This window comes from Aeromonas sp. DNRA1 (assembly GCF_963888745.1).
Classification (GTDB): Bacteria; Pseudomonadota; Gammaproteobacteria; order Enterobacterales; family Aeromonadaceae; genus Aeromonas; species Aeromonas hydrophila.
Window position 1 is genome coordinate 749,775 of sequence record NZ_CAWPKQ010000002.1, and the last position, 21,442, is coordinate 771,216.

A 21,442-nucleotide genomic window follows, 5' to 3' on the forward strand; every position below is an offset into this window, starting at 1 on the left:
CCGGTGCTAGTCTCGGCGCCATAGTGATGCAAAGTACATCGCTAACACAGGGAATAACAACGACTTAGTGTTTAATTACAGTAGGCATTGGAAACTATGAAAAAGACAATTCTGGCTATTGCTATCCCGGCTCTGTTTGCATCTGCCGCTAACGCTGCAGTGGTTTATGACAAAGACGGTACCACTTTTGACGTATACGGCCGTGTTCAGGCTAACTACTACGGTGACACCAACGAAGCTGACTCTACCGCTGCTTCCGGTTACAAAGATGTTGATGGTGAGCTGAAAGGTTCCTCCCGTCTGGGCTGGTCCGGCAAGATTGCTCTGAACAACACCTGGTCCGGTATCGCCAAGACTGAGTGGCAAGTTTCTGCTGAAAACTCCGCCAACAAGTTTGACTCCCGTCACATCTACGTTGGTTTCGACGGCACCCAGTACGGTAAGATCATCTTCGGTCAGACCGATACCGCGTTCTACGACGTACTGGAACCGACCGATATCTTCAACGAGTGGGGCAGCGAAGGTAACTTCTATGACGGTCGTCAAGAAGGTCAGGTGATCTACTCCAACGCCATCGGTGGTTTCAAGGGCAAAGTGTCCTACCAGACCAACGATGACCAAGCTGTGAAAGTGGCTGACGTTGCTGGTGGCATCAAGACTACCGTTTTCCCGGACGTGAAGCGTAAGTATGCCTACGCTGCTGCCGTTGGTTATGACTTCGACTTCGGTCTGGGCTTCAACGGTGGTTATGCTTACTCCGACCTGGAAGGCAAAACCACTGACGCTACCGGTAAGAAATCCGAGTGGGCTCTGGGCGCACACTACGCCATCAACGGCTTCAACTTCGCCGGTGTTTACACCCAGGCTGACGTGAAGAACGACACCACTGGCTACAAAGATGAAGGCCGTGGTTACGAACTGGCTGCTACCTACAACGTTGATGCTTGGACCTTCCTGGCCGGCTACAACTTCAAAGAAGGTAAAGAGAATGCCAACCTGAGCGGTTCTTCCTACAAGGACCTGATGGATGCCACTCTGCTGGGCGTGCAGTACTCCTTCACTTCCAAGCTGAAAGCCTACACCGAATACAAGATCAACGGTGTTAGCGGCAAGGACGACGACTTCACTGTTGCCCTGCAATACAACTTCTAATCCAGCCCCTGCGCTGATTTAGTTGATAAACGGCCAAGCTTGCTTGGCCGTTTTGTTTTATCTGCTTCCCACCTGAGTTGTCTCTCTTCCCCTCTGTTGATCATCCTCTCCTTTCTCCTGTTTGGTTTGCGCCAGTTCACGTTGTCTCTTTTCTGTACTTGGCTCCCGGTCAGCGAATCGCTAGATTATTCAGCTCGTTGCAGGATGTTCGGTAGACAGGAAAGGATGACGCTTGATTGACTTTAGTCACCCGCAGTGGCGGGAGCTGGCCCGCCAGCTGCTGGACAACCCCACCTCGGTGGTCCGCGCCCGCCAGTGGCAACCCTTGCTGGGTCTGCTCAAGGACAACCAGCTGCTGCTGGCGCTGGGCAACCACCACTATGAGTTGACACCTGCCGGCCGCCGCTACCTGACCCGTGAACTGACCCTGGCCGAGATCGCCACGGCACCACCGACCCCGGAGGAGTGGCTTCATGGGCAGGGGTGGCAGCTGGCGGAGCAGGTCAACGAGCGGGTGCTCGCCGCGCTCTATCGCAAGAGCGAGGTGAACTTCACCCCCAACGAGCAGATCGATTTCGAGGACAAGGGGATCCGGCTTTGCGCCGATCAGCTGCTGCGTCTGCGCGCCCCCCAGCCGTTCAGCCTCTTTTTCAGCGGCGGCACCCTGCTCGATGCTGCCCCCTGGTTGCAGGCGCTCGGTGAGGTGGCGCTGCCCGAGCGTACCCTGGCCGGCCTCGGCAAGATCCTGTGGGGGGAGGGGGAGCTGCTGCGGGTGATCACCACCGACAGCGTCGGTGCCTTTGCCGAGCTGGTGCTGCCGGTGGAAACACTGCTGGTCTGGGCTCCCGTCTCGGCGCAGCAGGCGCTGCAGCAAGTGATCGCCGCTCTGCCGCCCCAGGTGCAGTGGAGTCATCTTACCTCCCTCGACCCGAGTGGGGTTGATCGGGTGCTGACCCTGGCCCAGCGGCTGGGTCGTCCGGCCAGCTGGTGGCTGCCTACCTCACTGGCTCCCATCATGGCGGCCTATGCCCTGCCGCTGACCGACTCCCGTCCCTGGGAGCCGAGCCGGATCCCCAAGTCATTGTTAGCAGTTTGTAGCGGTTTGGTTGAGTCAAATGGTGGCTTGTCTACCGAGGTGTGCGCGTTGGCGCCGCAGTGGCATGCTATCGGTTGAGATTGCCGCAGATCCGGCCGAAAAAGCGGTTTGCCCCCACCCTGCACGGTGATATAAAGAGTTGACGAAGCGCTCGCCAGATGGGCGCTTTTGTTTGCCACGTGTTTTGCGTGTCACGGACGGTGTGCCAACACGCTTTGCCAGCCAACGAACTCAACGGAATACAGGGAATACCATGTTTGAAAAGGTTGTTGCCGCCCCAGCGGATCCGATCCTGGGCCTGACCGAAGCCTTCCGTGCTGACTCTCGCAGCCACAAGATCAACCTGGGGGTCGGGATCTACAAGGATGAGACCGGTGCCACCCCCATTCTCCACTGTGTCAAGAAAGCCGAGCAGAAGCTCTTGACCGACGAGAAGACCAAGAATTACCTCGGTATCGAAGGCAATATCGAATATGGCCGCATCGTGCAGCAACTGCTGTTTGGGCAAGATTCTGCGCTGGTCGCCAGCGGTCGGGCCAAGACCGCTCAGGCGCCGGGCGGTACCGGTGCCCTGCGCATCGCCGCCGAGTTCGTGGTGCGCAACGGTCTGGCCAAGACTGTCTGGATCTCCGATCCCACCTGGGCCAACCACGTCAGCGTGTTCCAGGCTGCCGGCCTTTCCGTCAAGTGGTACAAGTACTACGATGCGGCCAGCAAGGGCCTCGACTTTGCCGCCATGCAGGCCTCGCTGGCTGAAGTACAGGCTGGCGATCTGGTGCTGCTGCACGGCTGCTGCCACAACCCGACCGGTATCGACCCCACCGCTGAGCAGTGGCGCGCACTGGCCAAGCAGAGTGCTGCCGCCGGCTGGCTGCCGCTGTTTGACTTTGCCTATCAGGGCTTTGCCCGCGGTATCGAAGAGGATGCCGAAGGTCTGCGCATCTTCGCCGAGTGCCACGACGAGCTGCTGGTGGCGAGCTCCTTCTCCAAGAACTTCGGCCTCTACAACGAGCGGGTCGGCGCCTTCACCCTGGTCAGTGCGACCAAGGAGATTGCCGATGTGGCCTTCACCCAGGTCAAGACCGTCATTCGCGCCAACTACTCCAACCCGCCGTCACACGGTGCCGCCGTCGTCACTGCCGTAGTGAGCGATCCGGCCCTCTATGCCGAGTGGGTGGAAGAAGTGGCGGCGATGCGGGTGCGTATTCGCGAGATGCGTGAGCTGCTGGTGGAAAAACTGGCGGCGCGCGGCGTGAACCAGGACTTCAGCTTTATCCGCGAGCAGAACGGCATGTTCTCCTTCTCAGGCCTCTCCAAGGATCAGGTGGAGCGCCTCAAGAGCGAGTTTGCCATCTACATCGTCGGCTCGGGCCGGATCAGCGTGGCAGGCATCACCCGCGCCAACATTGATCCCCTCTGCGATGCGATCGCCAAGGTGTTGTAAGCACCGCCATTTGCATCTGTTCAGTAAAAAGCCCGCCGGGGAGACCCGGCGGGCTTTTTTATTTCCAAGTGCTGGTCTCAGCGGCGGCGTTTGCCGTCCCCCAGTAGGGAGCCGAGGACGCCGCGTACCAGCTGGCGACCCACCTCGCTACCGATGGTCCGGGCCACGCTCTTGGCTGCGGTCTGCACCACGCCGTCGTGCTGGCCGCCACGGGGGCCGGTGCGGCCAAACAGGATGCCATTGAGGGCATCGAGCAGGCCGCCTTCCCCGTTGGATGACGGCTCGTTGCCTTGCTCGCCAGTGGTTGTCACCTTGGTGCCGTTGAGCCGCTCGAAAGCCGACTCGCGATCCTCCGGCGTCTCGTAGCGGCCGTGCAGCAGGGATCCCTGAATGAGCGCCTGCCGCTCGGCGTCGCTCAAGGGGCCGATGCGGCTGGCGGGCGGGGCGATGAAGGCGCGCTCCACCATGCTGGGCCGTCCCTTCTCGTCGAGCAGAGAGACCAGCGCCTCGCCGACACCGAGTTCGGTGATGACGCCGGCGGCATCGAAGGCGGGGTTGGCCCGCAGGGTCTTGGCGGCGATCCGCACCGCTTTCTGATCACTCGGGGTAAAGGCTCGCAGGGCGTGCTGCACCCGGTTGCCAAGCTGCCCCAATACGCTGTCGGGGATGTCGGCCGGGCTCTGGGTCACGAAATAGACGCCCACCCCTTTTGAGCGGATGAGCCGCACCACCAGTTCGATCTTCTCCAGCAGCGCCTTGGGGGCATCGTTGAACAGCAGGTGCGCCTCGTCGAAGAAGAACACCAGCACCGGCTTGTCCGGATCCCCCACCTCCGGCAACTGCTCGAACAGTTCGGAGAGCAGCCAGAGCAGGAAGCAGGCATAGAGCCGGCTGGATTGGGTCAGCTTGCTGGCGGCCAGCACATTGATATGGCCGTGGCCAGCCTCATCGGTCTGCAGCAGATCTTGAATGTCCAGCATGGGTTCGCCGAAGAAGTGATCGCCGCCTGCACTCTCCAGTGTGAGCAGGTTGCGCAGGATGGCGCCGATGGAGGCGGTGGAGACGTTGCCGTATCGGGTGGTGAGCGATTTGGCGTTGTCACCGGCAAACTGCACCATGGCGCGCAGGTCTTTGAGATCGAGCAGCAGCAGCCCCTCGTCGTCCGCCACCTTGAACACCAGCTCCAGTACCCCGCTCTGGGTATCGTTGAGGCCGAGCAGGCGGGCGAGCAGCAGGGGCCCCATGTCAGAGACGGTGGCCCGCACCGGGTGGCCCTGTTCGGCAAACAGATCCCAGAACAGGGTGGGACTGGCGGCAAAGACGGGTGCCGGAATGCCGAGCTGGGCCAGCCTGGCGTCCAGCTTGGCCGAGCCAGTTCCGGCGGCGCCCAGTCCGCTCAGATCCCCCTTCACGTCGGCCAGAAAGACCGGTACACCGAGGCGGGAGAACCCCTCCGCCAGCACCTGCAGGGTGACGGTCTTGCCAGTACCGGTGGCACCGGTGATGAGGCCGTGGCGATTGGCCATGGCTGGCAGCAGGGAGAGGGGATGACCATTGGCATGGGCCAGCGTGAGCGGTTCGGCCATGGTGGGCTCCTTGTGGCAAATGGGGGGCGAAAAACAACGGGTTACAAGGAGTGTGGTGGCAGGATCCGGGGATGGCAAGGGAGTGCCTCGTCAGCGCGCCAGAGGCTGACGAGGCGGGCGGGATCAGCGGGAGCGGACCAGCTTGCCGAGGCGCAACAGCAGCAGGGTGAGGAGGCCGCCGCTGGCGGCGGTCAGCACTGCCAGCAGCAGGCTGCCGAGCAGGAAGGGAGGCACCAGGGTGGCCGCCTCGTGCTCCAGCCAGTGCAGGGTCCAGCTGAGGTGAAACGGCTCCGGCGTCTTGTGCAGCACCAGACAACCGGTGCGATAGGCGTAGAGGTACATGAAGGGCAGGGTCAGCGGGTTGTTGAACCAGACCGCCAGCAGCGCCAGCGGCAGGTTGAGGCTGAACGCCAGCGCCAGCCCGACCGCGATGAGTGAATGCATGGGGATGGGAAACCAGCAGGCGAAGATGCCGGCCGCCACCGCCCCGCTCAGGGCGCGCGGCCCCCCTTGCCAGAGGGCGGGGGCGAGCAGGCGCTCGCCAAACAGGGAGAACCACTTCTGCTGGCGCAGGGTATCGGGGTCAATCTTGAAGCGGGCAAACCAGCGATTCAGCATGCGCGGGCCACCTTGCGTTTCTGCCACTGACGCACGGTGCTGATGCGCCAGCAGGTACGAATGAGGGCGTAGCCGATGAGGGAGCTGAGCAGGGCGAGCACCAGCGAACCCAGCAGCAGCGGCGGGGCTACGGTCTCGAACACCGACACCAGCCAGGCCCAGGTGAACTCGATCTCGATGTGCTGGGAGGGTTGCCCCAGCAGCTGGCAGCCGGTCAGATAGGCGCCGTAGAACAGCGGCGGCATGGTGAAGGGGTTGGAGAGCCAGACCAGGGCCACCGAGAGCGGTAGGTTGACCCGGCAGGCGATGGCGCCACCGGCCGCCAGCAACATCTGGCAGGGAAGCGGCACCCATGCCATGAACAGCCCCACCGCGAAGGCTCCGGCTGCCGAGCGCCGATTGAGGTGCCACAGGTTGGCATCCAGCAGCAGCTTGCCAAACAGCCGCAAGTGCTTGTGTTCCTTGAGTGTCGCCGGATCAGGCAGCCAGCGTTGTATGAGTCGTTTGGGCATATTGAAACCTTGCTAAATACTTGCACCATGGATCTGCGTCTGTTGTCGTTTGCCCTCGGGGCAAGCTCCTCACTGCTTTGGCCATGGTTGCCTTCATGGGAATGGGGTGGCCTGATGCTGCTGCTCGCGTTCCCCCTGGCCGGTTACCGCTGCTGGCGGCTGTTATTTTTGCTGTGCGGCATCCTCTGGATGCAGGGGAGTTTGCACTACCGACTTGCCTGGCTGGATCAGCTTGGCAAAAAAACGAGCCACATCATAACCGCACAGCTGCAAAGTGCAGAACCCGAGGGCGATAAATTTATCCGGCTGGTGCTGCGGGTGAACAGGCTCGACGAGCAGGCGCTCACTCCGGCGCCGCTGGTGCGCATCAATGCCTACCAGGCGCTGCCCGCCATGACGGCAGGCAGTCGCCTCACGCTAGTGGTCTCTCTCAAACCGGCCCACGGCCTGGCCAACGAGGCGGGGATGGATGGGCGGCGCCTGCTGCTCGGCAAGGGGATCACCGCCACCGGCAACCTGCGCCGGGTGATCCAGATTGAGCCGGTGCAGACGGGGCTGCGTGAGCGCTGGCTGGCCCGCGCTGCCGCCAGTTGGCAGGATCTGAGCCAGGGCCCGCTGCTGGCGGCGCTCACCTTCGGCGAGCAGGGCGGCATCACGGATGAGCAGTGGAGCCTGTTTCGCGGCAGCGGGCTGACCCACATCATCGCCATCTCGGGACAGCATATCGCGCTGGTGGCGGTGCTTGGCTGGTGGCTGGGGCGACTGTTCGGGCTGCGGGGGGCGATTCTGGTCGCCCTGCTGTTTGCCGCCCTCTACAGCTGGCTGGCGGGTTTTGCGGTGGCCACCGAACGGGCCCTCATCATGGTGCTGGTGTGGAGTCTGCTGCGCTGGCGACGGCGGGAGTGGCCGGCCCATCGCATCTGGTTGTGGGCCTTCGTGGTGCTCACGCTGTGGGATCCCTTCGCCCTCTATTCGGCCGGATTCTGGCTCTCCTTCCTGGCGGTGGCTTTGCTGCTGGTGGCGAGCCTGCTGGAGGCCAAACCCGGGCTCATTCGTCTGCAGGGCTTGTTGCTGCTGGGGCTGCTGCCACTGCAACTGGCGCTGTTCGAGGGGATTGCCCCACTGTCGCTGCTGATCAATCTGCTGGCATTGCCGCTCTTTTGCATCGGCATCATACCGCTGGCGCTCATCGGGGTGCTGCTGGTGCCGCTTTCAGGGGAGCTGGCCCACCTGCTGTTCTGGCTGGCCGATGTCGGCCTGCAGTGGGTATTGTGGGCGTTGGCCCGGCTGGCCAGCCAGTGGCAGCTCTGGTGGCCGGTGCCGGGTTGGGTACTGCCGCTCACGGCCCTGCTGACCCTACTCTGGTGCGCCTGGCATGTACCGGGCGGTCGTCCGCTGCTGTTGCCGGGGGGAGTGGCCCTGCTTCTGGCGGCCTGGCCAGCGCCGACCCACTGGCAACTGAGGGTTCTGGACGTGGGGCAGGGGCTGGCGGTGCTGATCACCCGGGGCGAGCGCGGCATCCTCTTTGACACCGGCGATCGCTACCCGGGCGGCTACAACATGGCGGATGCCGTGATCTTGCCCTTGCTCAACCGACTCGATGTGCGGGTGCTGGATTATCTGGTCATCAGTCACAAGGACCGGGATCACGCCGGCAATCGGCGCGCCATCCTGCAGGCTCTGCCGGTGCGCCACGAGCTCTCGTCATTCGACTTCGGCCGCTTCACGGCCCTGTGCCGGCGTGGCCAGCAGTGGCGCTGGCAGGGGCTCGAGATGGCTGTGCTCTGGCCGCAGCAACCGGGGGGCGGCCACAACAACGACGGCTGTGTGCTGCAGATCCGCGACGGGGAACGGCGCATCCTGCTCAGTGCCGACATCGAGCGGCAGGCAGAGCAGCGGCTGCTGGCGCTGGAAGGGGAGGGGCTTGCCAGCACCCTGCTGGTGAGCCCTCACCACGGCAGCCGCACCTCCTCCACGGCACCTTTCGTGGCGGCGGTGGCCCCCCGCTATGTGGTGCACAGCGCCGGCTTCATGAATCAGTGGGGATTTCCCCGCCCCGAGGTGGTGGCCCGCTACCAGGAGGCGCACCAATGGGTCACCGGGCTGGACGGAGAAATTTTGGTCGAGCCTGCGCCGGGTGGGCTGCGGATCCGGGCTGAACGGGAGCAGGGCCCCTGGTTTCGCCGCAATGGTGACTGGTGGCGGCCTGCATTCTGGCCAGATCGCTGAAGCAGATTGCAGGGCATTGCGCTGGCGATGCTTGGTGTAATCTAGCGCTTTGGCTGGGATAACGGCCGTGATTTCCCGCCTTGGTGATGGGTACCGCTTGGTGTAATCCTGCGCTTTGGCTGGGATAACGGTCGTCATTTCCTGTCTTGGCGAGGGACATGCGCTGGCGATGCTTGGTGTAATCCTGCGCTTTGGCTAGAATAGCCCGTCATTTCCCTTATTAACGGCTATTCATGCAACAAGAAACCTCACAAGACAGCTGGCCTGTCTTCAAGCGTCTGCTCGGCTATGTCCGTGACCGCAAGCTTGGCCTGATCGGCGGCATCATCGGCATGCTGGGCTACGCCGCCGTGGATACCACCTTCGTCTATTCCATCAAGCCGCTGATCGACAAGGGGATCAACGGCAACGATCCGACCGTGCTCAAGTGGATGCCCTTCTTCGTTCTGGGCATCGTGGCCCTGCGCGGCGTCGCCAACTTCCTCTCCAACTACTGCATGGCCTGGGTCGGCAACCACGTGGTGATGCGCCTGCAGCAGCAGGTATTCAACCACATGGTGGCGATGCCGATGAGCTTCTTCGACCGCCAGAATACCGGTCACCTGCTATCCAAGGTGACCTATGACGCCAGTCAAGTCTCCTCGGCCGCCAGTACCACATTGGTCACCCTGGTGCGGGAAGGAGCGACCGTGGTCGGCCTGCTCGGCCTGATGTTCTGGCACTCCTGGCAGCTGTCGGTGATCTTCCTGGTGGTGGGGCCCGTGGTGGGTATCATCATCGGCCTCATCAGCCGTCGCTTCCGGCAGATCAGCCGCCACATCCAGCAGGCGGTGGGCGACATCACCACCTCCACCGAGCAGATGCTCAAGGGGCACAAAGAGGTGCTGATGTTCGGTGGCCAGAAGGTGGAGGAGAAGCGCTTCTTCAAGGTCAGCAACAACATGCGCCAGCAGACCATGAAGATGGTCGCCGCCGATGCCATCGGCAGCCCGGTGGTGCAGATGGTTGCCTCCATCGCGCTGGCGGCCTTCCTCTATGTGGCCACCATCGACAGCGTGCGCAGCGAGCTGACTGCCGGTACCTTCACCGTCATGATCACCTCCATGATGATGCTGCTCAAGCCGCTGAAAAGCCTGACCGACGTCAACAACCAGTTCCAGCGCGCCATCACCGCCTGCCACAGCCTGTTCGGCCTGCTCGACACCGAGCCGGAACAGGATACCGGTACCCGTACCCTGGAGCGCGCCCGCGGCGAGATCGAGTTTCGCAACGTCACCTTCACCTACCCGACCAAGGACACCCCGGCGCTGCACAACGTCAGCTTCAAGGTGGAGGCGGGCAAATCGGTGGCGCTGGTGGGCCGTTCCGGCTCTGGCAAGAGTACCATCGCCAGCCTGTTGACCCGCTTCTACGACATCGAACAGGGGGAGATCCTGCTGGACGGCGTCAATATCCGCGATTACCGCCTGAGCGAGCTGCGCAAGCAGTACGCCCTGGTCTCCCAGCATGTCCACCTGTTCAACGACACGGTGGCGAGCAACATCGCCTACGCCGCGGAAGAGAAATACAGCCTCGACGAGATCAAGCAGGCGGCCCGCATCGCCCACGCCGACGAGTTCGTCAGCAAGATGAGCAACGGTTATGACACCGTGGTCGGCGAGAACGGTGCGTCGCTCTCCGGCGGTCAGCGTCAGCGCATCGCCATCGCCCGTGCCCTGCTGCGTGATGCGCCGGTGTTGCTGCTGGACGAGGCTACCTCGGCGCTGGATACCGAATCCGAGCGCCACATCCAGGCGGCCATCGACGAGCTGTGCAAGGCGCGCACCTCGCTGGTGATCGCTCACCGCCTCTCCACCATCGAGAAGGCGGACGAGATCCTGGTGATCGATGAAGGTCATATCGTCGAGCGCGGCAACCACGCGGCGCTGATGGCCCAGCAGGGCACCTATGCCCAGCTGCGCGCCATCCAGTTCGGCCATGCCGCCGCAGGTGGCAACGCCTGATGCTGGAGCGGCTCTGGTATGCAAAGAGTGGCTGGCGCTGGTTGCTGGCCCCCTTTGCCCTGCTGTTTGCCATCATCAGCGGTACTCGCCGCTACGCCTATCGTCACGGCTGGCGTAAGGGCTATCGTGCCTCTTTGCCGGTCATCGTCGTGGGCAATATCTCGGTGGGGGGCAACGGCAAGACCCCGGTAGTGGTCTGGCTGGTGGAGCAGTTGCAGGCCCGCGGCTATCGCCCCGGGGTGGTGAGCCGCGGCTATGGCGGCAAGGCGCCCCATTACCCGTACCGGCTCGATGCTGCCAGCACCACGGCACAGGCAGGGGATGAACCGGTACTGATTGCCCGGCGCTGTGGCTGCCCGGTGGTGGTGGCGCCCAAGCGGGCCGATGCGGTGCGTCTGCTGGAGCAGAGCGGCGAGGTGGACATCATCATCACCGACGACGGCCTGCAGCACTATGCGCTGGCCCGCGACATCGAGCTGGTGGTGGTGGACGGGGCGCGCCGTTTCGGCAACGCCTGCCTGCTGCCCATGGGGCCGCTGCGCGAACCGGTCACCCGGCTCAAACGGGTGGACGCCATCATCTGCAACGGCGGCGAGCCAGGGCGGGGAGAGTATCCCATGAGGCTGGTGGCTGACTCCCCCCGTCGGGTGCGCGACGAGGCCCCGCTGGCCACGCCGCTGGCGGGCCAGGTCGACGCGCTGGCGGGAATTGGTCATCCCCCCCGTTTCTTTGCCACCCTCGAAGGGCTTGGTTATCAGCTGGATCAGCAGGTGGCTTACGGGGATCACCACCCCTTCGATCGGGACGAGCTGGTGGGCCGCTTTGCCGGCAAGCCGCTGCTGATGACCGAGAAGGATGCGGTCAAGTGCCGCTCTTTTGCTCTCGACAACTGGTGGTATCTGCCGGTCAGCGCCGAGTTGCCCGCCTCCCTGCTCGATACCCTGCTGCACAAGCTGGGCGCGAGCGGGAAGGGGCAAGGCGCAACCAAGGCACAAGGTTAATCTCTCTCGCCAACGTGGGGGAGAAGGGGCTTATCATGCCCCGCATGCAATATCTGGTTGCTCGACATCCATCGCCGGCGTGATGAATCCGCCGGCGCGACATCGTTGAAGGAGTATCGTTTTGGCTTTGGACATCAAGTTGCTCGACATCATTGCCTGCCCGGTCTGCAAGGGCAAGCTGCACTACAACAAGGCCGTGCATGAGCTGGTCTGCCGCTTCGACAAGCTGGCCTATCCGCTGGAGGAGGGGATCCCGGTGCTGCTGGAGAACCGCGCCCGTCCGCTCAGCAGCGACGAGCTGTCCTCATGAGCTTCGTCGTCGTCATTCCGGCCCGCTACGCCTCCACCCGGCTGCCGGGCAAACCGCTGGCCGACATCCACGGCAAGCCCATGGTGCAGCACGTGGTGGAAAAGGCCCTGCAGTCGGGCGCCGATCGGGTGATCGTCGCCACCGATGACGAGCGGGTGCAGCAGGCGCTGGCCGCCTGCGCCGGGCAGGCGGGTTTCGAGGTGTGCATGACCTCGCAGGATCACCAGTCCGGCACCGAGCGTTTGGCCGAGGTGTGCCGTCACTACGGCTTTGCCGCCGATACCATCATCGTCAATGTGCAGGGGGATGAGCCGCTCATTCCGCCCGCCATCATTCGTCAGGTGGCAGACAATCTGGCTGCCGCCACAGCGCCGATGGCGACCCTGTCGGTGCCGATCCAGAACGCCGAAGAGGCGTTCAACCCGAACGCAGTGAAAGTGGTGACTGACAAGGATGGCTACGCCCTCTACTTCAGTCGCGCCTCCATTCCGTGGGATCGGGATCGCTTTGCCGCGAATCGCGAGCAGATTGGTGACCACTACCAGCGTCACATCGGTATCTACGCCTATCGCGCCGGCTTCATCCAGCGTTACGTGGACTGGGCGCCGAGCCTGCTCGAACAGATCGAGGCGCTGGAGCAGTTGCGGGTGCTCTGGTATGGGGAGAAAATCCACGTGGCCCAGGCGCTCGAGGCACCACCGGTCGGGGTGGATACCCAGGCCGATCTGGACAAGGTGCGCGCGCTGCTGGCGAACTGATGCCAACAACAGCAAAAATGACTCTGAACGGTGCCTGCGGGCGCCGTTTTTTGTGTTTAATCTTTATATAATTATTTGATTCAAAACACCATTTATGAGCACTTTCAAACTTTTCCCGGCCATGGTTTGCCAAATCAGCGAGTTTGGTTATGATGCAAGACGCCGTGTTAACCCTAACTGGCATATAACGAGATAAAAAACGGGGTGTTTGGGTGATTAATGTATTCCTGGTCGATGATCATGAGTTGGTGCGTACAGGGATAAGACGCATTCTGGAAGATGTCCGCGGGATCAAGGTGGTGGGCGAGGCGCAGAGCGGGGAAACCGCAGTCACTTTCTGTCGTCAGCACCATCCCGACGTGATCCTGATGGACATGAACATGCCGGGCATCGGCGGCCTGGAGGCGACCCGCAAGATCCTGCGGATCCGGCCCGATGTGCGCATCATAGTGCTGACCATTCATTCAGAAAATCCGTTCCCGACCAAGGTGATGCAGGCGGGTGCCGCCGGCTATCTCACCAAGGGAGCCGCGCCGGACGAGATGATCCACGCCATTCGCCTGGTCCACTCCGGTCAGCGTTACATCTCCCCGGAGATCGCCCAGCAGATGGCCCTGAGCCAGTTTGCCTCGGCCGACGAGAACCCCTTCAAGTCCCTCTCCGAGCGCGAGCTGCAGATCATGATGATGATCACCAAGGGGCAGAAGGTGACCGACATCTCCGAACAGCTCAACCTGAGCCCGAAGACGGTCAACAGCTACCGCTACCGGCTGTTCAGCAAGCTCAACATCAATGGCGATGTGGAGCTGACCCATCTGGCCATTCGCTATGGCATGCTGGATGCCGATACCCTGTAACGGGCGGCGTGTAGCCATCAAAGGCGGCCTGTGCCGCCTTTTTGCTTTTTGCCGGCCTGGCGCAGTATGCTCTGTGCCGTCTTCTGCTTTCATCCGTTGAGCCGAGTTGCCGATGAGCCTCTCTTTCGATCTTCCGTTTGCCGTGATCCCCCAGATCCAGCACCTCGATCCCCGTTGCCGGAGCCAGCATGACCTCGTCTGAACCTCTCTTCGACAGCAAGGCGTTTCTCAGTGCCGTCACCCACCAGAGCGGCGTCTACCGCATGTATGACAGCGGCGGCACCGTCATCTACGTGGGCAAGGCCAAGGATCTGAAAAAACGGCTCGCCTCCTATTTTCGGGCCAACGTCGACAGCATCAAGACCCGCACCCTGGTGCGCCAGATCGCCGACGTGCAGGTGACGGTCACCCACACCGAGACCGAGGCGCTGATCCTCGAGCACAACCTCATCAAGCAGTACCAGCCCCGCTACAACGTGCTGCTGCGCGACGATAAGTCCTACCCCTGGATCATCATCACCGCGCACCAGCATCCGCGCATCGGCGTTCATCGCGGTGCCCGCAAGGTGAAGGGGGAGTACTTCGGCCCGTATCCCTCCGGCGGTGCGGTGCGCGAGAGCCTGCACCTGATGCAGAAGATCTTCCCGGTGCGCCAGTGCGAGGATGCGGTCTATGCCAACCGCAGCCGCCCGTGCCTGCTCTACCAGCTCAAGCGCTGTGCCGGCCCCTGCGTGGCCGGGCTGGTGAGCGAGGCCGAGTATGCCCAGCAGGTGGAGCTGGCCAAGCTGTTCCTGGCGGGCAAGAACCAGCAGGTGATAGGCGAGCTGGTGGGCAAGATGGAGTCCGCCAGCGGCGATCTGCGCTTTGAGGAGGCGGCCCGCTACCGGGATCAGATCCAGGCGCTGCGCCGGGTCACCGAACAGCAGTCGGTGAGCGGCAACGTGCTGGACGAGCTCGACGTGGTGGGGGTGGCCTTCGAGCAGGGGACCGCCTGTATCCACGTGCTCTTCATCCGCCAGGGCAAGGTGCTGGGCTCGCGCAGCTACTTCCCGAAAGTGCCGGCTGATACCCAGCTTGACGAGGTGGTGCAATCCTTCCTGCTGCAGTTCTATCTGTCGGGGCAGGGGGGGCGGCAGATCCCGAGCGAGGTGCTGCTCGATGTGGCGCTCGAAGACGAGAACGTCATCGCCGAGACCCTGAGCCAGACCGCCGGCTACAAGGTGCGGGTGGTGAGCCGTACCCGCGCCGAGCGAGCCCGCTTCATCAAGCTTGCCTCCATCAACGCCCAGACCGCGCTGCGCTCGCGCCTCGCCCACAAGAGCACCACCACCGCTCGCTACGACCAGCTGGAGGAGCTGCTGGAGCTGGAGCGTCCCATCGCCCGCATGGAGTGCTTCGATATCTCCCACACCATGGGGGAGCGCACCGTGGCCTCTTGCGTGGTGTTCAACCGGGAGGGGCCGCTCTCATCGGAATATCGCCGCTTCAATATTGACGGCATCACCGGCGGCGATGACTACGCCGCCATGGAGCAGGCGCTGGAGCGGCGTTTTGGCAAGCAGCAGGAGCCGGACAAGGTGCCGGACGTGCTGTTTATCGACGGCGGTCTCGGCCAGCTGCGCCGCGCCGAGGAGATCCTGGCCCGTCAGCTGGAGTTTCTGGGGGGCAAATATCCGCTGCTGGTGGGCATCGCCAAGGGGGTGACCCGCAAGGCGGGGCTTGAGACCCTGATCCTGGGAGAGAGTCACGAAGAGCTGCATTTGCCGGCAGATATGCCCGCTTTGCACCTGATTCAGCACATTCGCGACGAATCCCACCGTTTTGCCATCACGGGCCACCGCGCCAGACGGGCGAAAGCCCGCACCACCAGTACCCTGGAGGACATTCCGGGGGTGGGGCCGAAACGGCGGCAGGCGCTGCTCAAGTACCTGGGCGGGCTGCAGGAGGTGAAAAAAGCCGGGGTGGAGGAGCTCGCCAAGGTGCCCGGCATCAGCCAGGAGCTGGCCCAGTCCATCCATGACGCCCTGCACTCGCTCTAGCCATTGGTAGCTGAGACGGGTGAATGCGCCTCGTGTTGCCCCTGTTTGCCCTGACGGCGAACAGGGGCTGTCGCCTGGGGTATCGGCAAGGGGCGAGTTGAGTCACATCATTCACTCTGGGTTCATTCACTTCGGGGATCCCGGCACACAAGAGCCGTGACGCAGGGGGGCCGTAAATGCCATAATGGCCCGCATCCTGAGGTTGTTGATGGATTCATAGACCAAGGCGGGCGCCTGTCCGGTTGCATCCGTGATCGGCTTGGGGCTACCATGTAGCGGCATACAAGAAGTGGCTGAAAATAATGACAAATATTCCTAATCTGCTGACGTTTTTTCGGATCTTGCTCATCCCCGTCTTCGTCATCCTGTTCTACCTTCCCTATCAGTGGTCCTATCTGGCGGCGGCCATCGTCTTCATCCTGGCTGCGGCGACCGACTGGTTTGACGGCTACCTTGCCCGCAAGCTGAACCAGTCCACCGCCTTCGGTGCTTTCCTCGATCCGGTGGCCGACAAGATCATGGTGGCGGCGGCGCTGGTGGTGATCGTCGAGCACTACAACACCATCTGGGTGACCATTCCTGCCATGACCATGATTGGCCGCGAGATCATCATCTCCGCCCTGCGCGAGTGGATGGCCGAGCTTGGCAAGCGCTCCTCGGTGGCGGTCAGCTGGATTGGCAAATGGAAGACCATGATCCAGATGGTGTCGCTCACCGGCCTCATCTGGCAGTACGACATCTGGATGGTGTGGTTGGCCTATGTGCTGCTCTATGTGGCCACCGTGCTCACCTTCTGGTCCATGTTCCAGTACATGAAGGCCGCCTGGGGCGATCTGACCTACCACTCTCGCTTCTAGTCAGCGTTTGTACTAAGCACTGTTTCCCCGCACTTGGGGCAGGGAAACGGTCGTGAACGTTGAAAATGCAGGAAAAGGGCAAAAAACACCCGAACGATCAGGGTATTAAACATTTTTGGTTGACTGGGCGAGGAACATCGCTAGAATGCGTCCTCGTAGTAAGGCAGTCAGCCAGACCAATGCGGGAATAGCTCAGTTGGTAGAGCACGACCTTGCCAAGGTCGGGGTCGCGAGTTCGAGTCTCGTTTCCCGCTCCAAATTCAGACAATAGAGAGTTTCTCTCTTTTGCATGGCGCGTTAGCAAAGCGGTTATGCAGCGGATTGCAAATCCGTTTAGTCCGGTTCGACTCCGGAACGTGCCTCCATATTGACAAGCCCGCGGCGCGAGCTTGATACCGATTACGGTGCCCGAGTGGTGAAATCGGTAGACACAAGGGATTTAAAATCCCTCGACGTTCGCGTCGTGCCGGTTCGATTCCGGCCTCGGGCACCATTAAAATCAAAGACTTACCAAGGCCGCTAGCAATAGCGGCCTTTTTGTTTTTGGTTAAATGGCGACAGAGTGGCGACAACGTTTTTTGGATTGGTTTATCCAGTCTTTTGTCTGGGTAGTGATCGGGTCATCTTGTATGATGCCGCTCTGCCTGATCGCGCATTTCATGCGGCACCATTCCCTGGCCATGTTTCTGTGCGCGGTTTGGCAGAAATGAGAAGGGCCCCGCTTGTGGGGCCCTTCTCGCATCTCGGTATCACTCTGGCAGTTCGTCGAGTTTCACTTCGAGCTGCAGGCGGTTGGTGTAGCCCTGATTGGTGAGGTCGTGCACCACCTGGGTGAGCTGCCAGTCGGCCTCGTCTATCTGGGGCTTGAACCCCCTGACGGTGGTGGGTTGTTCCGGGTAGAGCTCGGGCCGCCCCCTGGCCAGGGTGATGTCGAACTCGGCCACCCCGCGCTGGATCCTTTCCCACTCTGCCCTGGCCGCCCGCATGGCGTTGGCCTGGTTGGCGTAGACGTGGCGTAGCTCCTTGACGTTCTCGCTGCTGCCGACCAGCAGCTCGTTCTCTTTCTTGTTGACCACGACGCCCGGCGGCAATGGCCGCTCTGGTTTCGGCTTGGTCTTTCTCTTGCGTTTCACCTCGACTTTCTTTTTCTCTGCGGCTTTGTTGTCTTGCCAGTAGGCCGTCACGCCGGTGTAGGCGTCGCGGTCTGCCACTGAGAAGCGGTGCTGATCGCCATCTTGGCGGGTGATGGTGATGGCTGGCAGCGGCTGGCCCTGTGCGGTGGTGCCCTGGCCTGCCTTGATGAACATCAGGCGGCCAGATTTGACGGTGGCGATGGCATCGCACTGGCCAGCCAAGCGGGTGAGGAAGGCCAGATCGCTTTCGTTGGCCTGGTCGATGTGGTCGATCAGCAGCCCTTTGAGCGAGTCACCCACGCAGGGGGTGAGCCGGTAGGTGGCGGCCACCTGTTCGACGATGCTGCCGACGGTGGATTGGTGCCAGCTGCGCTCGCGCAGCTTGTTCATGCTGCCGCGCAGGTCAGCCGATTTTCCCCGAATGGTGAGCACATCTGGGGCGCCGCCGTGCTCCACTTCGTCAATCTTGTAGGTGCCCTTGTCGACCAGGGCGCAGCCTTGCCAACCGATGAGGGCGTGCAGGGTGGCCCCCCGGCGCGGCATATCGAGCTTACCGTCGCTGTCATCAAGGGTGATCTCGATGGTGTCTGCGGTGAAACCCCGGTTGTCGGTGATGGTCATCGACATCAGGCGCGGGCGGATGGCGGCCGAAATGTCTTTGCCATCGACCAGCACCTGGTAGGCCGGCACTGGATGCCCTTGGCGCAGGGCATCGAGCGAGCTGGTGATGCCGAGATTCTCGGCCAGGCGACTGCCGAACTGGTCGAGTTCCCCCATCAGAGGATCCCCCCCAGCTTGCCGCCGATGCTACCCATGAGTTTGCCCACCCCCAAGCGGCCGAGCAAGTTGCCCGCGGTGCGCCCCAGCAGGGTGTTGCCCAGCGTGCTGTCGTTGTCGTCAACCCGCTTGAGCTTGATGCTGAACTCTATCTTGCGGGCGGCTCCATCGCTGAAAAACTCGGTGCGGGTGGTGCTGATGCCCTCTATCACGAACGAGCCACGCATCACGCCATCGCCCTGGATCAGGGGGAAGGCTTCACCGCTGTCACCCATCTGGCGCAGCATGTCGAGTGATACCGGCCCGCCGGTCAGCTCTGGGTAGAGCACCCCGCTCAGGGTGCTGGTTTCATCATCAGGGCCGAGGAATTGGTAAGCCGGGCGGGCACCGACCCGGTTATTGCCCGGGTGGCGCCATGCCCATTCGTCTTGCTGGGATTGAGGGGCAACGGTCGAGCGCATAAACACGAACCAGCCCAGGGTCATCATCATGGTGGTTGCTCCTTAGTTGCGATCGCCCAGCGTGGCGCGGCCACGGGCGGCGGCTTGCCGGTCGCGTTTGTCCAATTCGCGGCGCACCTCTTGAGCCACATCGACGGCTGATTGCCCTGGCTGCTGAACGATGTGGATGGGGGTGTTGATTTGCGTGGTGGTGTTGCCTCTGGCGACCGGGCGTGGCGGCGTCACGATGCGCGGGCCATATCCCGAACCTCCAGCCATGGCTGGCGTGTTGTAGTTGCCGGTAAGGTAGCCTGACGGATTGACGTTGGCGGTGACTGTGCCGCCCCCCTTCATCCAGTCCGGCAGCAGATCGGTGAGGGCTTTTATCTTGTTCTTCAAGCTCTCCCACTTTGCACTGATGCCGCCAATCAGGCCGTCGATGATGGCTTTACCCTTGTTGGCGGCCCCTGCTGGCAGGGTATCGAAGAAGGCCCAGATCTCGTTCCAGTGCATGATCAGCATGCCGATAGGGGTCCATGAGAAGAGCTCTTTCAGGAGTTCCCAGAAGGCTAGAGCAGGGGCCTTGCACTGGGCCCATAGGTCGCTGAACCACTGGGTTACCCCATCCCAATTTTTGTAGAGCAGGAAGGCTCCGGCAGCGATTGCCGCAATGCCCATGATGAACCAGCCGATCGGGGTGGTGAGCATGGCAATCCCGAGCCTGACCATGCCCATGGTCAGTGCCTTGATGAAGGTCAGCAGCGGGCTCCCATATACCAGCAGCATCGACATCCCCATTTTGATTGCTGCCAGCGGCCCGAGCAGACCAGCCACGACCAGCAACAACGACCCCCCAGCGGCAGCCGCTACGGCGGTGATCGCCGCGATACGGGTCAGGGTAGAGGCCAGTTCTGGGTTGGCCCGCATCCAGTCTCCAGTGACCTGGATCATCTCGGTGACGCGCTGGATGATGCCTCTCAGTGGGCCGTTTTCGGTTTCCATCATCTGGATCCCTACGTCATCCCAAGCCGAGGTGAGGTTGTCCAGATCGCCGATGGCATTATCTGCCATCACCTTGGCAACTTTGCCCGCTTCCCCCTGAGTTTGCTTCAACGTGGCGATCAGCTCCTGCAGCTTTCCGGAACCGGCCTGCTCGGTCAGCACGGCCAGGGCGGCGAAGGCTTCTTCACCAGCGATGGCTTTGAAGTAACCCGAGCGGGTGGCGTCCCCCATCTTGCTGGTTTTCTTGTAGAGCTCGTCCAGGATATCTGGCAAGGCGCGCAGGTTACCCGCTGCATCAGCTGTCTTGACCTTCAGGGCTGCCAGCGCATCGTGCGCCGCCTTGGGCGGGGAGGCCAAGCGGCCGAGAATGGCCCGCATGGCTGTGCCACCCATACTGCCCTGAATGCCTGCATCCCCTAGCTTGCCTGCCATGGCGGAAGCTGTTTCAAGGTCAACACCAAGCCCTGCCGCCACCGGCCCCACGTATTTCATGGTTTCACCCAGCATCTGCAGGTCGACGTTGGCACGGGTGAAGGTGCCGACCATCACATCCCCTAAGCGGTTCATCTGGTTGGCCGGCAGCTTGAAGCCGGTCAGGATGTTAGATCCGATATCGGCAGCAGCGGCAATCTCGACGCCGCCTGCCTTGGCGATATCGAGCACCCCTGGCATAGCATCCCGGATCGCCTTGGGGGTGAAACCGGCCATGGCCAGAAAGCCCTGCCCCTGTGCCGCTTCGCCCGCCGTGAATGCAGTATTGGCGCCGAGCTCTCGCGCCTGAGCCCGCAAGGCGGCCAGTTCGCTGCTGCCTTTGTCCAGCCTGGTGATCGCCTGCACCTTTGACATATCGACATCAAAGCCCATTGCCTTGCTGGCGATGTTGGTGCCCTTGTAGATGGCTGCGGCCCCGGTGGCCATGCCCGCAGCGCCATAGCCCGCCAAGGTACCGCGTATCGACATTGTTTTGTCGTAGTTTGCCTTGACCTGGTTGAGGCGCTTTTGCTGGTCAGCCAGTTGGCCCAGTTTTGCCCGCTGCTGGTCTAGCTGGGTATTGGCAGCCGCCAGATCGCTCTTGAGCTGGCGCTGGTGCTGGCCCAGTTGTTTGGTGTTGATGCCGGCTTCGTTCATGGTGCGTTTCAGGCTGCCGTGACGGGCGACCATTTCACGCTCTTGCTGGGAGAGGTCGCGCACCTTCTGCTTGGCCTGCTCCATGGCTCTGGTCATGGCTTTGGTGGGCTGCTCTACCTGGGCGAGTTGCTGGGCCATCTGTTGGGCGTCGCGCTGGGCCTGGGTTAGCTGGGTACGGGTGGCGCCAATCTGGCGGCCCAGGGTGCGGTAACCTTCAATCTGGCTGCTCTGGGTTTCCAGCTCTTTGATGCGTTTTTTGGTGTCGACCAAGTCTTTGGCGGTCAGGCGGCTCTGGCCGCTGACGGCTTTGAGGGGGGCGGTGAGCTTGTCGACCGCCCCGAGCAGGATTTGGAGTTTGAGAGGGTTCATTGTTCTTCTGCCCCGTTGATGCGGTTGTGAATCTCAACGAGGCGTTGGTGCCAGCCCATCAGCTCGCTGATTTCCATGGCCGCCATCTCGGACGGCGGCCAGTGGGCGATGATGGCGATCTCGGCCATCAG

Annotated in this window: 18 protein-coding genes and 3 tRNA genes; 14 read left to right on the forward strand and 7 right to left on the reverse strand. The window is 62.2% G+C overall.

Going from position 1 to position 21,442, the window contains the following annotated elements; all coding sequences use genetic code 11:
* The first annotated feature begins 96 nt into the window (after positions 1-96).
* The 3 genes from AACQ43_RS09420 (at position 97) to AACQ43_RS09430 (ending at position 3,692) form a co-directional block, all read left to right on the forward strand.
* Positions 97-1,152 (forward strand): porin, encoded by a 1,056-nt coding sequence (locus AACQ43_RS09420; protein ID WP_039215927.1) that lies wholly within the window; start codon positions 97-99, stop codon positions 1,150-1,152.
* 232 nt (positions 1,153-1,384) lie between these two features.
* Positions 1,385-2,326 (forward strand): hypothetical protein, encoded by a 942-nt coding sequence (locus AACQ43_RS09425; RefSeq protein ID WP_168967068.1) that lies wholly within the window; start codon positions 1,385-1,387, stop codon positions 2,324-2,326.
* 175 nt (positions 2,327-2,501) lie between these two features.
* Entirely contained in the window at positions 2,502-3,692 is a 1,191-nt protein-coding gene (locus tag AACQ43_RS09430; RefSeq protein ID WP_102988391.1) for an amino acid aminotransferase, read from the forward strand.
* A gap of 77 nt (positions 3,693-3,769) precedes the next feature.
* Here AACQ43_RS09430 and AACQ43_RS09435 read toward each other — a convergent pair whose 3' ends face one another.
* The 3 genes from AACQ43_RS09435 to AACQ43_RS09445 form a co-directional block, all read right to left on the reverse strand.
* The gene (locus tag AACQ43_RS09435) at positions 3,770-5,278 is read right to left on the reverse strand and encodes a helicase HerA-like domain-containing protein (protein WP_168967069.1); all 1,509 of its coding nucleotides are present in this window, start codon (positions 5,276-5,278) and stop codon (positions 3,770-3,772) included.
* Between the two features lie 123 nt (positions 5,279-5,401).
* Complete coding sequence (locus AACQ43_RS09440; protein WP_011706586.1) at positions 5,402-5,896, reverse strand: DUF2062 domain-containing protein; 495 nt, start codon at positions 5,894-5,896, stop codon at positions 5,402-5,404.
* Complete coding sequence (locus AACQ43_RS09445; RefSeq protein ID WP_158196991.1) at positions 5,890-6,408, reverse strand: DUF2062 domain-containing protein; 519 nt, start codon at positions 6,406-6,408, stop codon at positions 5,890-5,892. Before AACQ43_RS09445 ends, AACQ43_RS09440 begins: the two co-directional genes overlap by 7 nt.
* Here AACQ43_RS09445 and AACQ43_RS09450 point away from each other — a divergent pair.
* The 11 genes from AACQ43_RS09450 to AACQ43_RS09500 all read left to right on the forward strand — a co-directional run bounded on the left by AACQ43_RS09450 (position 6,346) and on the right by AACQ43_RS09500 (position 16,955).
* Positions 6,346-8,637 carry a DNA internalization-related competence protein ComEC/Rec2 gene (locus tag AACQ43_RS09450; RefSeq protein ID WP_339354051.1) on the forward strand — a complete coding sequence of 764 codons (2,292 nt, stop codon included), beginning with the start codon at positions 6,346-6,348 and terminating at the stop codon, positions 8,635-8,637. The genes AACQ43_RS09445 and AACQ43_RS09450 overlap by 63 nt on opposite strands.
* A 233-nt stretch (positions 8,638-8,870) precedes the next feature.
* Positions 8,871-10,640 carry a lipid A ABC transporter ATP-binding protein/permease MsbA gene (gene msbA / locus AACQ43_RS09455; protein ID WP_168967071.1) on the forward strand — a complete coding sequence of 590 codons (1,770 nt, stop codon included), beginning with the start codon at positions 8,871-8,873 and terminating at the stop codon, positions 10,638-10,640.
* Positions 10,640-11,641, forward strand: a complete 1,002-nt coding sequence (lpxK, locus tag AACQ43_RS09460) for a tetraacyldisaccharide 4'-kinase (RefSeq protein ID WP_168967072.1) — start codon at positions 10,640-10,642, stop codon at positions 11,639-11,641. Before msbA ends, lpxK begins: the two co-directional genes overlap by 1 nt.
* Before the next feature lie 121 nt (positions 11,642-11,762).
* The gene (locus tag AACQ43_RS09465) at positions 11,763-11,951 is read left to right on the forward strand and encodes a Trm112 family protein (RefSeq protein ID WP_011706581.1); all 189 of its coding nucleotides are present in this window, start codon (positions 11,763-11,765) and stop codon (positions 11,949-11,951) included.
* On the forward strand, positions 11,948-12,709 hold the full coding sequence (kdsB, locus tag AACQ43_RS09470; protein ID WP_073350826.1) for a 3-deoxy-manno-octulosonate cytidylyltransferase: 762 nt from the start codon (positions 11,948-11,950) through the stop codon (positions 12,707-12,709). Before AACQ43_RS09465 ends, kdsB begins: the two co-directional genes overlap by 4 nt.
* Before the next feature lie 212 nt (positions 12,710-12,921).
* Entirely contained in the window at positions 12,922-13,566 is a 645-nt protein-coding gene (uvrY, locus tag AACQ43_RS09475; RefSeq protein ID WP_011706579.1) for a UvrY/SirA/GacA family response regulator transcription factor, read from the forward strand.
* A gap of 188 nt (positions 13,567-13,754) precedes the next feature.
* A complete protein-coding gene (gene uvrC, locus AACQ43_RS09480; RefSeq protein ID WP_011706578.1) occupies positions 13,755-15,605 on the forward strand; it encodes an excinuclease ABC subunit UvrC in 1,851 nt (616 codons plus the stop codon).
* Between the two features lie 302 nt (positions 15,606-15,907).
* Positions 15,908-16,462 (forward strand): CDP-diacylglycerol--glycerol-3-phosphate 3-phosphatidyltransferase, encoded by a 555-nt coding sequence (gene pgsA, locus AACQ43_RS09485; protein ID WP_011706577.1) that lies wholly within the window; start codon positions 15,908-15,910, stop codon positions 16,460-16,462.
* A 181-nt stretch (positions 16,463-16,643) separates the two neighbouring features.
* Positions 16,644-16,719, forward strand: a tRNA-Gly gene (locus tag AACQ43_RS09490).
* Positions 16,720-16,753: 34 nt separating this feature from the next.
* A tRNA-Cys gene (locus tag AACQ43_RS09495) sits at positions 16,754-16,827 on the forward strand.
* A gap of 41 nt (positions 16,828-16,868) precedes the next feature.
* Positions 16,869-16,955, forward strand: a tRNA-Leu gene (locus AACQ43_RS09500).
* Positions 16,956-17,211: 256 nt separating this feature from the next.
* Here AACQ43_RS09500 and AACQ43_RS09505 read toward each other — a convergent pair.
* The 4 genes from AACQ43_RS09505 to AACQ43_RS09520 are packed head-to-tail and all read right to left on the reverse strand — an operon-like array spanning position 17,212 to position 21,439.
* Entirely contained in the window at positions 17,212-18,372 is a 1,161-nt protein-coding gene (locus tag AACQ43_RS09505) for a phage late control D family protein (protein WP_168967073.1), read from the reverse strand.
* Positions 18,372-18,863: a phage tail protein gene (locus tag AACQ43_RS09510; protein WP_017411157.1), complete on the reverse strand. Its 492-nt coding sequence runs from the start codon at positions 18,861-18,863 to the stop codon at positions 18,372-18,374. The genes AACQ43_RS09505 and AACQ43_RS09510 overlap by 1 nt, the downstream gene beginning before the upstream one ends.
* Positions 18,864-18,875: 12 nt before the next feature.
* Positions 18,876-21,311, reverse strand: a complete 2,436-nt coding sequence (locus tag AACQ43_RS09515) for a phage tail tape measure protein (RefSeq protein ID WP_168967074.1) — start codon at positions 21,309-21,311, stop codon at positions 18,876-18,878.
* A complete protein-coding gene (locus AACQ43_RS09520) occupies positions 21,308-21,439 on the reverse strand; it encodes a GpE family phage tail protein (protein WP_041218506.1) in 132 nt (43 codons plus the stop codon). The genes AACQ43_RS09515 and AACQ43_RS09520 overlap by 4 nt, the downstream gene beginning before the upstream one ends.
* Positions 21,440-21,442: the final 3 nt, after the last annotated feature.